The sequence below is a fragment of the Tessaracoccus lacteus genome, from assembly GCF_029917005.1.
Classification (GTDB): domain Bacteria; phylum Actinomycetota; class Actinomycetes; order Propionibacteriales; family Propionibacteriaceae; genus Arachnia; species Arachnia lactea.
Genome location: NZ_CP123967.1, coordinates 1,100,091 through 1,113,456 on the forward strand (window position 1 = coordinate 1,100,091; position 13,366 = coordinate 1,113,456).

Genomic DNA, 13,366 nt, shown 5'->3' on the forward strand with positions numbered 1-13,366 from the left:
GGCTCAAGCTCAGGGAACCGGGGCGAGCTCAGGGAACCGGGGCAAGCTCAGGGAACCACGGGTCGTTGAGCACTTCGACAGGCTCAGCACAGGCCCGTCGAAACGCCCCGAGCGAAGCGAGGGCTCCCAGGTCCGGCCGGCCCATGGGCGACGGAGCAGGCGGCGAGACGAGGCCGACCTGCCAGGCGGTGCGCCCCTAGTCTGGGCCGGTGGACAAGACGAACACCGGCCTGATCAGCGGCATCACCGCCTACGCGCTGTGGGGGCTGTTCCCGCTCTACTTCGTGCTGTTCGCCAGGTCGGGTGCGTTCGAGGTCGTGGCCTACCGGGCGCTGTGGTCGCTGGTGTTCTGCCTTCTGCTGCTCGCCGTCACGCGTAGTCTCGGCCAGCTGCGGGCCATCCTCCGCGACCGCCGGTCGGCCCTCGTGCTCGGCGTCGCCGGCCTGCTGATCGCGATCAACTGGACGACCTACGTCTACGGCGTCGCGACGGGGCGGACGCTCGACGCTGCCCTCGGCTACTTCATCAACCCGCTGGCGGTGACGCTACTGGGCGTTCTGGTGCTGGGGGAGAGGCTGCGTCGGGCGCAGTGGATTGCGCTCGCATTCGGGGCCGCGGCGGTGGTGGTGCTCGTCGTCGCCTACGGCGAGTTCCCGTTCATCGCCATCACCCTGGCACTGAGCTTCGGCACGTACTCGCTCGTGAAGAAGCTGGCCGGCCGATCCGTCGCGCCGACACCCGGCCTCGCCATGGAGACCGCCGCCGTCGCCCCGATCGCGCTGGGCTACCTGATCTACCTCGGCGTCACCGCCGGCGGCACCGTCGACCTGCTCAGCGGCTACGGCCTGCTCATGGCGACGACAGGCGTCGTCACCGCCATTCCGCTGATCCTGTTCGCCGACGCTGCCCGCAAGGTGTCACTGGTGACCATCGGCATGCTGCAGTACCTCGCGCCCATCGGCCAGTTCCTCGTCGGCTGGCTGGCCTTCGGCGAGCCGATGCCCGCGGCCCGCTGGGCGGGCTTCGCGCTGGTCTGGGTGGCGGTGCTGATCTTCGCCGTCGACGCGGTCCTCCTCGCGCGCCGTCGTCGCCTGGTCTGACCCGGCGAACGGTCGTCGCCTGGGATGACTCGGCCCACGCCGTCCCCAACGGGCCGTCGACGCCCACGTCGTCCGGCCCCCTCCGAAAAGCGGGCAGTGGTCGCTTCTCCTCGAATGACCGGGGAGAAGCGGGCAGTGGTCGTTTTTCGGGCTCGCGGCGGCCGAAGGCAGTGGGCGATTCTCGTGACCGGACCGGGGAGAAGCGGGCACTGGTCGATTTTCGGGGAAGGTCCGGCAGGTCTGGGGCGTCGGGGTGTGGTCGGACGGGGACGGTGGGGCGCGGTTTGGACTCTGCGGGCGCAGCGGGGAAAATGGGTAGGTGCTACAGGTCAATGACATCGAGGTGCGCGTCGGCGCAAGGCTGCTGCTCAGCCCCGTGAGCTTCCAGGTGACCCCCGGTGACAGGATCGGACTCGTCGGGCGCAACGGCGCCGGCAAGACGACGCTGACCAAGATCCTCTCCGGCGAGGCGCTGCCCGCCGGCGGCACCGTCACCCGGTCCGGCCAGCTCGGCTACCTCCCTCAGGACCCCCGATCCGGCGACCCCGAGCAGATCTCCCGCGACCGCATCCTCGGCGCGCGCGGACTCGATGAGACCATGCGCCGCATGCGCAAGGCCGAGGAGACCATGGCATCCGCGGCCGGCGTCCGACGCGACGAGGCGATGGCGGCCTACACGCGCGCCGAAGCGTCGTTCGTCGCGGCCGGCGGCTATGCGGCGGAGTCCGAGGCGGCGCGCATCGCGTCGAACCTGGGCCTGCCGGACCGGGTGGTGTCGCAGCCGCTGAAGACGCTGTCGGGCGGTCAGCGCCGACGGATCGAGCTGGCACGCATCCTTTTCAGCCACGCCGACACCCTGCTGCTCGACGAGCCGACCAACCACCTCGATCACGACTCGATCCTGTGGCTACGCAGCTACCTGCAGGGGTTCAGCGGCGGCCTCATCGTCATCTCGCACGACACCGAACTGCTCGACGCCGTCGTCAACAAGGTGTTCCACCTCGACGCGAACCGCTCGGTGCTCGACATCTACTCGATGAACTGGAAGCGCTACCTGCTGCAGCGGGAGACCGACGAGAAGCGTCGGCGACGCGAGCTCGCCAACGCCGAGCGCAAGGCCACTCAGCTGATGGCGCAGGCCGACAAGATGCGTGCCAAGGCCACCAAGGCCGTCGCGGCGCAGAACATGGCCCGCCGCGCCGAGAAGCTGATGGCCGGAGTCGAGGGGGAGCGAGTCAGCGACCAGGTCGCCAAGATTCGCTTCCCGGAACCCGCCCCGTGCGGCAAGACGCCGCTGCGCGGCTACGACCTGAGCCGCTCCTACGGCTCGCTCGAGGTGTTCACGGCCGTGGATCTCGCCATCGACAAGGGCTCGAAGGTCGTCATCCTCGGCCTCAACGGCGCCGGCAAGACGACCATGCTGCGCATCCTGGCAGGCATCGATGAGGCGTCGTCGGGCCGTGTCGAGCTGGGCCACGGCGCCCGGATCGGCTACTACGCGCAGGAGCACGAGACGCTCGACGTCAACCGGTCCGTCCTCGACAACATGGTCAGCGCCTCGCCCAACCTCAACGACACCGACGTGCGCAAGGTGCTCGGCTCGTTCCTGTTCACCGGCGACGACGTCGAGAAGCCGGCCAGGGTCCTCTCAGGCGGCGAGAAGACCCGCCTGGCGCTGGCGATGCTCGTCGTGTCGGCCGCCAACGTGCTGCTGCTCGACGAGCCCACCAACAACCTCGACCCCGCCTCCCGCGCCGAGGTGCTCAATGCCATCCGCACCTACGCGGGCGCGGTCGTCCTCGTGACGCACGACCCGGGGGCGGTCGAGGCCCTCGAACCCGACCGGGTGCTGGTGCTGCCCGACGGCGTCGAGGACCTGTGGAGCGACGACTACGCCGAGCTGATCGACCTGGCCTGACAGGGCCAGTCCACTGTGAGGCGTCACAGCACTCGGCTCACGCTCGCCTCCCACGGAGCCAGGCGGCGCCCGTCCCTGATCCCCAGCACCGGCTCCGCCGGCGGGGCGGCGGATGGGCGCCGCATCGTCGTCTCCGACGCGTTGCACTCGACCAGGAACGCCTCGCCGTCCAGTTCGCGCACGTAGGCGAGGTAGTTGCGCCGGCGCGGCGCAACCCAGGTGAGGGAGCCGCGGGTCAGCGCCGGGTGCCGACGGCGCAGCGCGATCAGCGCGCGGTGCCAGGAGTACACGGAGTCGGGGTCGACGGCCTGCTCCGCCGCGGAAAAGCCGGGAACCTCGTCGGTGCCAGCGAGCCACGGGACCCCGGTGGTGAAGCCGCCGCCGGGCGTCCACCGCATCGGGACACGCGCGTGGTCGCGGGTCCCCGACAGGATCTGCGCCCACGCCGCCCGCGGGCCCATGCCCGACTCCAGCAGCGCCGGGAAGCGGTTGACCGACTCGACGTCGCGCAGGTCGTCCAGCGACGAGAACTCCTGGTTCACGGCCCCCAGCTCCTGACCCTGGAACAGGAAGGGAGTGCCGCGCATCGTCAGCTGCAGCGTGGCAAGCAGCTTGCCGATGGCCGTGCGGACGGCGGGGTCGGCCTCGCGCCCCGCCCCGATCTTGCTGAGCATCCGCGGGTTGTCGTGGTTGTCGAGGAACACTGAGATCCAGTCGCGGGGGCCGAGCCTCGCCAGGTAGTCGCGCCAGTAGCGCTTCAGGTACTCCGGGTCGTAGGCGTAGTTGTCCCAGCGCACCCGGCCGGGCGGCTCCAGCACGTCGAAGTTGAACGTCAGGTCCAGCTCGTCGCGGCCCCGGGCGCTGAGCATCCGGCCGAGCTCCACTCCGATGCCGGGGGTCTCGCCGACCATCACGCCCACCTCGTCGGCGGGCAGCGGGCCGGCCAGCGCGCCGTCGGCCAGCCGCTCTCGCGGGGTCGAGGCCGGCGGCCGGTTCCGCGTGAACCCGTCGCGGCGCAGGGTCCGGAGGAACTCGCCCAGCCTCGGCCCGTAGAAGTAGTGCTCGACCCCGGTGAACTCCAGCAGCTCCCCGACGAACGGGTGACCGTCCGGCAGGCCGGGAGCCTTGGAGATGTAGTTGATGACGTCGAGGCGGAAGCCGTCGATGCCGCGGGCCAGCCACCACTGCACGACGTCTGCGACCTCGCGCTGCACGTCGGGATTGTCCCAGCGCAGATCCATCTGCGAGTCGGCGAACAGATGCAGCGCCCACCGCTGCGCCTCCGGGATCCAGCGCCAGGCGGGGCCGGAGAAGAACGACTTCCAGTTGTTGGGCGGCGCGTCCTCGGTGCCCTCCTCGAGGAAGTAGTACCGGCCGTACGGCCCATCCGGGTCGGCGACGGCGCGGCGGAACCACTCGTGCTCGTCGGAGGTGTGGTTGACGACCAGGTCGAGGATGATCCGCATGCCGCGCTCGTGGCAGGCCGCGATGAGGTCGTCGACGTCGGCCAGCGTACCCATCTCGTCCATCACGGCTCGGTAGTCGCTGATGTCGTAGCCCATGTCCCGGTTCGGGGAGGCGAAGATGGGGGAGAGCCACAGACAGTCGACGCCGAGGTCCGCCAGGTGGTCGAGGTGGTCGATGATGCCGCGGAGGTCGCCGACACCGTCGCCGTCGGAGTCGGCGAACGAGCGCGGATAGACCTGGTAGAAGACGGCGGAGCGCCACCAGGGGTCCTCGCCCTCGGCCTCGCCGGTCAGCGGCACGTCCGGCTCGGCGTTGACGATCCCGAGCACGGTCTCCATCACGCCGGGGCCCATGATCCGGTCGGTGATGCGGTCGACGGTCCCGATCCGCAGCCCGGCCACGGCCCTGACGAGGCCGCGGGGGAGCGCGGCCTGCAGCAGGATCTTGTCGATCACGTCGCGCCCGACCGGCGTGGCGTACAGGTCGCCGAGCCGGTCGCCCTTATCGAGTGGCATGGCGTTCCTCCAGGTCGGCGACGATGCCGGCGTAGGTGTCCTCGTCGAGGCGGTAGCCGGCCCGCATGATCAGCCAGCTCGCCGCCATCAGCGCGGCGGGCAGGGCCAGCATCGCGACCTTGAACAGCCCGGCCCCCTCCGCGGTGACGTCGGCGGGGCCGGCCGCTCGGTCGATGCCCGACGCGATCACCGTCGCGCCGACGACGCCCGAGGCGATCGCGTTGCCGAGCTTGTAGATGAACGGCTGCAGCGAGAACGTGACCGACTCGTTGCGACGACCCAGCTTCCACTCCCCGTACTCGACGCTGTCCGCGATGAACATCACCAGCAGCAGCTGGATGGCGCCCTGCCCCGTGAACAGCAGCACGCCGGCGACGCCCACGAGCCCGAGCGAAGTGCCCGACAGCCAGAACACGGCGTAGCCGGCCACGCTCAGCAGCGTGGCGATCAGGTGGATCCGGCCGCGCGTCAGCCGCTTCGACACGACGGGGAACAGCGCCAGCGCCACGATCTGGGTCACGCCGAGCACCGCGGCGAAGATGGGGTAGGCGCCCTCGTCGCCGAAGATGTACTTGAAGTAGTAGAGGCCGAACGACGTCGTGATCAGGTACCCGGCCATGTAGGCGATCATCGCCAGAGTCACCCACATCAGCTGGTCGTTGCGCCAGATCACCTGGAACAGCTCGCGCAGCGGCGTGGACTGCGGCTCGGCCGCCACCTGCTCGCGCGCAAACACGAGCGTGAACATCTGGAACACCAGCATGATGACCACCAGCGCGGCGGCCAGCGCGAACCAGGCGGCCTCCGCGGAGCCCAGCGCCTCAGTCAGCGCGGCCGTGATGGGCACCAGCCCGACGACCACCGAGAACAGCCCGATGTTCGCGCAGATCCGCGCGACGCCCGCGATCTTCTCCCGCTCTTTCTGGTCCTTCGTCAGGGCGGGCAGCATGGACCAGAACGCGATGTCGTTGATGGTGTAGGCCACCTCGTAGACCAGGTAGATCACCGTGAACGCGATGACATAGCCCCAGCCGTCGGCGCCGAAGTCGAAGAACATCAGCAGCGTCGCGACGGCCCAGGCCAGCGCGCCCCAGAAGATCCACGGCCGGAACTTCCCCCAGCGCGTGTGCGTGTTGTCGACGATGACGCCCATCACGGGGTCGTTGACCGCGTCGAAGACGCGCATGACCACCAGGATCGTCGTGATGACGCCCAGCTGGGCGCCCGAGATGTCCAGCACGTCGGTGAGGTAGAACATCAGGTACAGCGACACGAGCGCGGCGACCATGTCGCGCCCGAGCGTGCCCAGTCCGAAGCCCCAGCGGCTGCCCGCTGCGTTGCGCATGGGCGTCACTCTAGCCAGCATCACGAGGCTCAGGGGCGGGCGAACTCCAGGACGTCGACGTCGAGGGTGGTCGTGATGGCCGAGGCCGCGTCGTCGTGCGCGTGGAAGGCGTTCGGCCCCATGCCGACGAGGTCGGCGGCCTCCTGCGCGGTCAGGTCCATCGAGCGCGTGACCCGCTCGTCGCCCAGGTGTGTCCAGCCGTCGTCGCCGAGCGAGGCGACGAGGGAGTCGGCCTTGTCATCGGCCACCTCGAGCAACCGGTCGCGCTCCCGCAGCTCCGCGAGGTGCCCGGCGCGGGGGACGACGACGACCAGCCGGCCGCCCGGGGCGAGGATGCGGGCGAAGTCGGCCGCGTTGCGCGGGGCGAAGACGCACAGGACCAGGTCGACGGCCCCGTCCTGCACGGGCAGCCCTACCCAGGTGTCCGCGACGACCGCGTCCATCCGTGGGTGGGCTCTGGCGCAGCGCTTCGCGGCGGCGACGGACACGTCGGTCGCCAGTCCCTCCGCGGCGGGGGACGCGTCGAGCGCGCGGGCCAGGTACCAGCCGGTGCCGGCGCCCACCTCGACGATCCGTCGGGCACCGCCCACCCGGGCCGCGACCGCGTCGGCGACGGGCAGGTATCGACCCGTCGCGAGGAACCGGGCGCGGGCCTCGAGCATGGTGGGGGAGTCTGCGTTGGCCGGGGCGGCGCGGCCGAGCAGGTTCACGTAACCCTGCCGGGCAACGTCGTAGCTGTGGCCCTCGGCGCAGCGCAGCGAGCGGTCGACGCGACCCAGCGGCAGCGAGCAGTGCGGGCAGCGGGTCCAGTCGAGGCCGCTCACGACCCGCCGACCCGGCCGCTCGCGTCGACCGCGTCGGGGGTGTCCACCGGCGACTCGGGGGAGCCGGCGGCCTCGGCGGCCTTCCGCTTTGCCTTCTTCCGGTCGCGGATGTCGGCGCGGATCAGCACGACGAGCCCCCCGACGGCGATCGCCGCGAACGAGAACCACTGCAGCGCGTAGCTGAAGTGCGACCCCTCCGTCAGCTCCGGCGTGCCGAGCGGCGTCAGGCCGCCCGTGTCGGCCGGGTCGGACTCGATGAGGATCACGTAGCCGTTGACCAGGTCCATGCCCAGCGCCTCGCCCAGCGAGTCGGAGTTGATGAGCCGCACCTGGTCCCCGTGCGGGGTCTGCGCGTTCTCGTCGCCGTACTCGTTGCGGTGCACGTAGCCCGTGATGGTGACCTCGCCCGTCATGACCGGCGGCATCTCACCGTCGGGCTGACCCGACTCGCGGGGCAGGAATCCGCGGTCGATGAGCAGGTGGTCGCCCTCCACGGTCGTCAGCACGCCGACAACCTCGGTGCCGTACGCGTTGTCGAGCGTGCGGTAGCGCACCTGGAACTGCTCAGGCTCGAACGTCCCCGTTGCGGTCACCTTGAACCACTGGTCGCCCTCCTCGATCGTCTTGTTCATGACGTCCGAGTAGTGCTGCACCTCGTCGTTCTCGTGCGCCACGACCGCCGAGTTGCGCTCCCGGCGCTGCTCCAGCCGGTCCAGCTGCCAGCGGCCGAGCATGATGAAGGCCGTCACGAGCACCACGACCAGCACCCCCATGCCGATCCAGCGCAGTACCTGTCGTCTCACGGGTGGTCAGTCTCCTCGTTCTCGACGGTGCCCCTCACCACGGGGCCGGGGGCGATGGCGGGCCTGGGCGACGTGTCCCCGGCGTCGTCGACCGTCGCCGGTGTGTGGTGGTCGGCGTTGTTGGCGAGCAGCACGCCGACGGCCGGCAGCACCGCCGCGCCGATCAGGCACGCCACCTTCCACCAGCCGGGCACGAACAGGAACGCGATGAAGCAGGCGGTGCGGAGCCCCATCGTGATCAGGTAGCGGCGCTGCCGCTCCTCCACGTCGAGGCTGGCGCCCTTCCGCGCGCTCGTGATGAGCGTCGCGTCGCTGCTCCTGGACATGGCCGCCAGCTTAGCCGCGCGGGCCCCCGCGGGCGTCGCCCGTGAGTCCGTCCAGGGGTGAACCCCCGCCCTGCGGTAAGTTGCTGCCTTGTGACAGATCAAGCACGAGTAGTCCTGGTGACCGGCGGCTCGAAGGGCATCGGCCGGGCCATCGCCGAGGCGTTCCGCGACGCCGGGTACCGCGTCGCCGCCACCTACCGCTCCGGAGGGGTCCCCGACGGGGTCCTGCCCGTGGTGTGCGACATCACCGACCAGGCCCAGGTCGACGCGGCCTTCGAGCAGGTCGAGGCCGAGCTCGGCCCCGTCGAGATCCTCATCGCCAACGCGGGCGTCACGAAGGACACCCTCCTGATGCGCATGTCGGACGACGACTGGGACACCGTCATCGACACCAACCTCACCGGCACCTTTCGCGTCGTCCGTCGCGCGTCCCGCGCCATGATGCGCGCCCGCTTCGGCCGCATCGTGCTCGTCTCCTCGGTCGTGGCGCTGCTCGGCTCACCCGGCCAGGTCAACTACTCCTCCTCCAAGGCCGCGCTGGTGGGCATGGCCCGCAGCGTGACGCGCGAGATCGGCACGCGCGGCGTGACGTGCAACGTCGTCGCGCCCGGCTTCATCGACACCGACATGACCGCGGTCCTCGGCGATGACGTCATCGCCGACTATAAGAAGCGGATCCCCGCGGGCCGCCTCGGCAGCGTCGACGACGTCGCCTCCACCGCGCTCTTCCTTGCCAGCGACCAGGCTGGCTACATCTCCGGAGCCGTGCTGCCCGTCGACGGCGGCCTCGGCATGGGTCACTGAAAGGCAACTGAACATGGGTCTGCTTGAGGGCAAGAACATCCTGGTGACGGGCGTCACCATGCGCACGTCCATCGCGTACGCCGTCGTCGAGATCGCGCAGCGGGAGGGCGCCAACGTCGTGGTGTCCGCCGCCGGCCGCGCCGTCGCCCCCGCCACGCGGGCGCTGTCGAAGCTGGAGACCGTCCCGCCGATCATCGAGCTCGACATCACCGACCCCGAGCACCTCGCCGCGCTGCCGGCGAAGCTCGAGGAACACCTCACCGGCGGCCTCGACGGCATCGTGCACTCCATCGCCTACGCCGACCCGGAGAAGGCGCTGGGCGGCGCGTTCCTGACGACCGACTGGGACAGTGTCGGCAACGCGCTGCACATCTCGGCGTACTCGCTGCAGTCGCTCACCATGGCCGCGAAGCCCGTGCTGAACACCGGCGCGAGCGTCGTCGGCCTGACGTTCGACGCGCGCGTCTCCTGGCCGGCCTACGACTGGATGGGCGTCGCCAAGGCCGCGCTCGAGTCCACATCTCGCTACCTCGCCCGCTACCTCGGACCCGACGGCATCCGCTGCAACCTGGTCGCGGCCGGCCCCGTCGACACGGTCGCGAAGAAGGCGATCCCCGGAGCCGCGTCGTTCAACGACATCTGGGCCGAGCGCGCGCCGCTATCGTGGGACTCCTCGGACGCGGTCCCGTCGGCCAAGGCCGTCGTCGCGCTGCTCAGCGACTGGTTCCCCGCCACCACCGGCGAGATGGTCCACGTCGACGGCGGGCTGCACTCCACAGGCGCCTGACCCACGGGCGGGGCGAACCCTAGTAGGTTGGTCGCATGGCATCGGTGGCAGAACTCGCGGGGGTTACGGTCAGGCGAGGGGACGCCGTCCTGTTGGACAGCATCTCCCTCATCGTCGACGAGGGCGAGAGGTGGGTCGTGATCGGCCCCAACGGCGCCGGCAAGACCACCCTGCTGCAGCTGCTGTCGGCGCAGATGTACCCGAGCGACGGCGTCGTGGGGCTGCTGGGTGAGGTCGTCGGGGCCGTCGACATCTTCGAGCTGCGCCCGCGAATCGGGCTGACGTCCTCGGCGCTGGCGCACCGCATCCCCGACCACGAGACCGTCCGTGACGTGGTGCTCTCGGCCGCCTACGCCATCGTGGGGCGCTGGCGTGAGGAGTATGACGAGTACGACGTCGCCCGCGCGGACGAGCTGCTCGCCTCGCTGCGCGTCGACCACCTCGCCGACCGCACGTTCGGCACGCTGAGCGAGGGTGAACGCAAGCGCGTGCAGATCGCCCGCTCTCTGATGACCGACCCCGAGCTCCTGCTGCTCGACGAGCCCGCCGGGGGCCTCGACCTGGCCGGCCGCGAGGCTCTCGTGCAGACCCTGTCCGACCTGTGCCTCGACCCCGACTCCCCGGCGACGGTGCTCGTGACGCACCACGTCGAGGAGATCCCCGACGGCATCACGCACTGCCTGCTGCTGGACCACGGCCGCGTCGTCGCGGAGGGCCCGATCGAGCAGACGCTGACCGCGGCCAACCTGTCGGCGGCCTTCGGGCTGCCGCTCGAGGTCGGCCACGTCGACGGCAGATGGAGCGCCCGGGGAGTCGGATGAGCGAGTTCTTCGACTGGATCTCCAGCCACCTGTGGGCCGGGTGGGGGATCCTCGCGCTCCTGCTCGCCGCGGCCGAGCTGCTCACGCTCGACCTGACGCTGCTGATGCTCGCCTCCGGCGCGCTGATGGGGGGCGTCACGGCCCTGATCTTCCCGTCGATGGTGTGGCTGCAGGCCCTCGTCGCGCTCGCCACCGCCGTCGCCACCCTGTTCCTGCTGCGCCCGACCCTGCTCGAGCGCGTGCGCCGGGCGCCCGGCTACCGCTCCAGCCTCGACAACCTGATCGGCTCCCAGACGACCAACACCGTGCCCATCACGGGCAGCAGCGGGGAGGTCACGATCCAGGGTGAGACGTGGCCCGCGCGGTCCTACGATCCGTCCATGACCATCGAAGCGGGCGAGAGCATCGAGGTGTTGGGCCTCGACGGCATCGTGCTGCTCGTCTACCCCACAAACCGCCCGCTCGGAAGGTAGTCCGCCATGCCCGACATGAGTGTCTTCGTCTTCATCGCGCTTGCGATCCTCGTCGTGCTGCTGCTGATGGCGACGCTGAAGATCATCCGGCAGCAGCAGGTGGCGATCGTCGAGCGGCTCGGCAAGTTCCGCAAGGCCCTCGAGCCGGGGCCGCACCTCGTCGTCCCGTTCTTCGACCAGATCCGCTACACCCTCGACATGCGCGAGCAGGTCGTCCCGTTCCCGCCGCAGGGCGTGATCACCGAGGACAACCTGATGGTGTCGATCGACTCGGTCATCTACTTCCAGATTGTCGACCCGGTGCGGGCCGCCTACGAGGCGCAGAACTATCGGGCGGCCATCGAGCAGCTCACCATGACGACGCTGCGCAACATCATCGGCGGCATGGACCTCGAGGCCGCGCTGACCTCCCGCGAGGAGATCAACCAGCGCCTGCGCGCGGTGCTCGACGACGCGACAGGCAAGTGGGGCATCAAGGTCAACCGCGTGGAGCTCCGCGCGATCGAGCCGCCGCCCACCATCCGCGACGCCATGGAGAAGGGTGCCCGCGCCGAGCGCGACAAGCGCGCCCAGATCCTGCTGGCCGAGGGCCAGCGCCAGTCGCAGATCCTCGCCGCGGGCGGCGACCGCGAGGCCGCCATCCTGCGTGCCCAGGGCGACCGCGAGGCACAGGTGCTCCGCGCGCAGGCCGACCGGCAGGCGCAGATGCTGCGCGCCGAGGGCGAGGCGCAGGCCATCACCGCGGTGTTCGAGGCCATCCACGCCGGGCAGCCCGACCAGGCGCTGCTGGCCTACCAGTACATGCAGATGATGCCGAAGCTGGCAGCCGGCGACGCGAACAAGGTGTGGATCGTCCCGAGCGAGCTGAACGACGCGCTCAAGGGGCTCGGCCAGGTCTCCGGCGAGCGGGACGTCCGCGAGTACGTCTCGAGGGCGGCGTCGCAGTTCACGGCCCCCGAGCGGGTCGACGTGCAGGCCGAGATCGAGGAGCAGGCCCGCCGCGACCGCGAGCTCTCGAACAAGACCGTGGAGAAGGCCATCTCCGAGGCGCAGTCCCTCGACGCGCCCCGCGCCAAGCGGACCCTCGGCGGCAACACCCCGCACCCGCACGGGACCCCGGCGATCGGGGACGCCGTCGACCCCGCACCGTCGGGCGAGGCGCAGGACGATCAGCCTCCCGCCGGGCCCGACTTCCAGGCCTAGCCCGCGGCCGTTTCCCGACGCAGGCGGCCGGCCAGGAAGCTGCTGACCAAGAGCTGGAGCTGGTGGTAGAGCATCAGCGGGATCACGATCACGCTGACCGCGCTGGCGGAGAACAGCACGCTCGCCATCGGGACGCCCGTCGCCAGCGACTTCTTGGTGCCGCAGAACATCACGGCGATCCGGTTGGCCCGGTCGAAGCCGAGCCATCCGCCCACGTGCCAGGTGAACCAGAACATGAAGGCCAGCACCGCCGCGACGATCACGACGATCAGCACGAGGTCCGTCCAGGCCACCTGGCGCCACACGCCCGAGACCCGCAGGTGCGAGAAGGCGCCGTAGACGATCAGGAAGATGACGGCCTGGTCCAGCAGCTTCAGCCGCGACCGGTGCCGCTCCATGAACGACGCCGTCACGAACCGGGACGCCTGCCCCAGCACGAAGGGCAGCAGCAGCTTCACGACGACGTCGAGCAGCTGGTCGAACCCGATCGCGCCGCCGCTGGAGGCGGGGATGAATAGCATCGCCAGCAGCGGCGTGACGATCACGCCGAGCACGTTCGACGCCGTCGCCGCCACCATCGCGGAGGCGATGTTGCCGCCCGCCAGCGACGTGAACGTCACGCTCGACTGCACGGTCGAGGGCACGAGGCACAGGAAGACCAGCCCGATGCGCATCGGCTCGGACAGCACGGCGTCGGGGATGGCGAGGATCGGCAGCGCGATGACGGGGAAGACGACGAACGTGCAGCCCAGGATGGCCAGGTGCAGCTTCCAGTTCCGCACCCCCGCGAGCGCCTCCGCGCCGGACAGGCGGGCGCCGTAGCCGAAGAACAGGACGAAGATGCCGACGTTCGTCACGACCTCCAGCACGTCGGCGGCGGTGCCGCTCACCGGCAGCACCAGTGCGAGCGCCAGGGTGCCGAGGATGATGACCAGGATTGGGTCCGGCTTGAACTTCACCGGCTCAGGCTAGCGGCATGC

General features: G+C 70.4%; 13 protein-coding genes. 7 read left to right on the forward strand and 6 right to left on the reverse strand.

Annotated features, from left to right (window positions below; translation table 11 throughout):
• The first annotated feature begins 209 nt into the window (after positions 1–209).
• Complete coding sequence (rarD, locus tag QH948_RS04965; protein WP_281145763.1) at positions 210–1,100, forward strand: EamA family transporter RarD; 891 nt, start codon at positions 210–212, stop codon at positions 1,098–1,100.
• Between the two features lie 319 nt (positions 1,101–1,419).
• Positions 1,420–3,018, forward strand: coding sequence for an ABC-F family ATP-binding cassette domain-containing protein (locus tag QH948_RS04970; RefSeq protein WP_281145764.1), 1,599 nt, complete (start codon positions 1,420–1,422; stop codon positions 3,016–3,018).
• Between the two features lie 23 nt (positions 3,019–3,041).
• Here QH948_RS04970 and QH948_RS04975 read toward each other — a convergent pair whose 3' ends face one another.
• The 5 genes from QH948_RS04975 to QH948_RS04995 are packed head-to-tail and all read right to left on the reverse strand — an operon-like array spanning position 3,042 to position 8,298.
• On the reverse strand, positions 3,042–5,000 hold the full coding sequence (locus tag QH948_RS04975) for an alpha-glucosidase (protein ID WP_281145765.1): 1,959 nt from the start codon (positions 4,998–5,000) through the stop codon (positions 3,042–3,044).
• Positions 4,987–6,345, reverse strand: coding sequence for a glycoside-pentoside-hexuronide (GPH):cation symporter (locus QH948_RS04980; protein WP_281145766.1), 1,359 nt, complete (start codon positions 6,343–6,345; stop codon positions 4,987–4,989). The genes QH948_RS04975 and QH948_RS04980 overlap by 14 nt, the downstream gene beginning before the upstream one ends.
• A gap of 29 nt (positions 6,346–6,374) precedes the next feature.
• Positions 6,375–7,169: a putative RNA methyltransferase gene (locus tag QH948_RS04985; protein WP_281145767.1), complete on the reverse strand. Its 795-nt coding sequence runs from the start codon at positions 7,167–7,169 to the stop codon at positions 6,375–6,377.
• Positions 7,166–7,972, reverse strand: a complete 807-nt coding sequence (locus QH948_RS04990) for an SURF1 family cytochrome oxidase biogenesis protein (RefSeq protein ID WP_281145768.1) — start codon at positions 7,970–7,972, stop codon at positions 7,166–7,168. Before QH948_RS04990 ends, QH948_RS04985 begins: the two co-directional genes overlap by 4 nt.
• Positions 7,969–8,298, reverse strand: a complete 330-nt coding sequence (locus QH948_RS04995; protein ID WP_281145769.1) for a DUF3099 domain-containing protein — start codon at positions 8,296–8,298, stop codon at positions 7,969–7,971. Before QH948_RS04995 ends, QH948_RS04990 begins: the two co-directional genes overlap by 4 nt.
• A 90-nt stretch (positions 8,299–8,388) precedes the next feature.
• Between QH948_RS04995 and QH948_RS05000 the strand changes: the two genes are divergently transcribed.
• The 5 genes from QH948_RS05000 to QH948_RS05020 are packed head-to-tail and all read left to right on the forward strand — an operon-like array spanning position 8,389 to position 12,386.
• Positions 8,389–9,102 carry a beta-ketoacyl-ACP reductase gene (locus QH948_RS05000; RefSeq protein ID WP_281145770.1) on the forward strand — a complete coding sequence of 238 codons (714 nt, stop codon included), beginning with the start codon at positions 8,389–8,391 and terminating at the stop codon, positions 9,100–9,102.
• Between the two features lie 13 nt (positions 9,103–9,115).
• A complete protein-coding gene (fabI, locus tag QH948_RS05005) occupies positions 9,116–9,889 on the forward strand; it encodes an enoyl-ACP reductase FabI (protein ID WP_281145771.1) in 774 nt (257 codons plus the stop codon).
• Positions 9,890–9,924: 35 nt separating this feature from the next.
• Positions 9,925–10,710 carry an ABC transporter ATP-binding protein gene (locus tag QH948_RS05010; RefSeq protein ID WP_281145772.1) on the forward strand — a complete coding sequence of 262 codons (786 nt, stop codon included), beginning with the start codon at positions 9,925–9,927 and terminating at the stop codon, positions 10,708–10,710.
• Positions 10,707–11,183, forward strand: coding sequence for an NfeD family protein (locus QH948_RS05015; protein WP_281145773.1), 477 nt, complete (start codon positions 10,707–10,709; stop codon positions 11,181–11,183). Before QH948_RS05010 ends, QH948_RS05015 begins: the two co-directional genes overlap by 4 nt.
• A 15-nt stretch (positions 11,184–11,198) precedes the next feature.
• Positions 11,199–12,386, forward strand: coding sequence for an SPFH domain-containing protein (locus tag QH948_RS05020; protein WP_348634951.1), 1,188 nt, complete (start codon positions 11,199–11,201; stop codon positions 12,384–12,386).
• On the opposite strand, the gene QH948_RS05025 is transcribed toward QH948_RS05020, so the two are convergent.
• Complete coding sequence (locus tag QH948_RS05025) at positions 12,383–13,345, reverse strand: bile acid:sodium symporter family protein (protein ID WP_281145774.1); 963 nt, start codon at positions 13,343–13,345, stop codon at positions 12,383–12,385. The two genes, QH948_RS05020 and QH948_RS05025, sit on opposite strands and share 4 nt — an antisense overlap.
• Positions 13,346–13,366: the final 21 nt, after the last annotated feature.

Coding starts and splice junctions, on each gene's coding strand:
- QH948_RS04975 (WP_281145765.1), bottom strand. CDS start 5,000: ATGCCACTCGATAAGGGCGACCGGCTCGGCGACCTGTACGCCACGCCG.
- QH948_RS04980 (WP_281145766.1), bottom strand. CDS start 6,345: ATGCGCAACGCAGCGGGCAGCCGCTGGGGCTTCGGACTGGGCACGCTC.
- QH948_RS04995 (WP_281145769.1), bottom strand. CDS start 8,298: ATGTCCAGGAGCAGCGACGCGACGCTCATCACGAGCGCGCGGAAGGGC.
- fabI (WP_281145771.1), top strand. CDS start 9,116: ATGGGTCTGCTTGAGGGCAAGAACATCCTGGTGACGGGCGTCACCATG.
- QH948_RS05010 (WP_281145772.1), top strand. CDS start 9,925: ATGGCATCGGTGGCAGAACTCGCGGGGGTTACGGTCAGGCGAGGGGAC.
- QH948_RS05015 (WP_281145773.1), top strand. CDS start 10,707: ATGAGCGAGTTCTTCGACTGGATCTCCAGCCACCTGTGGGCCGGGTGG.
- QH948_RS05020 (WP_348634951.1), top strand. CDS start 11,199: ATGAGTGTCTTCGTCTTCATCGCGCTTGCGATCCTCGTCGTGCTGCTG.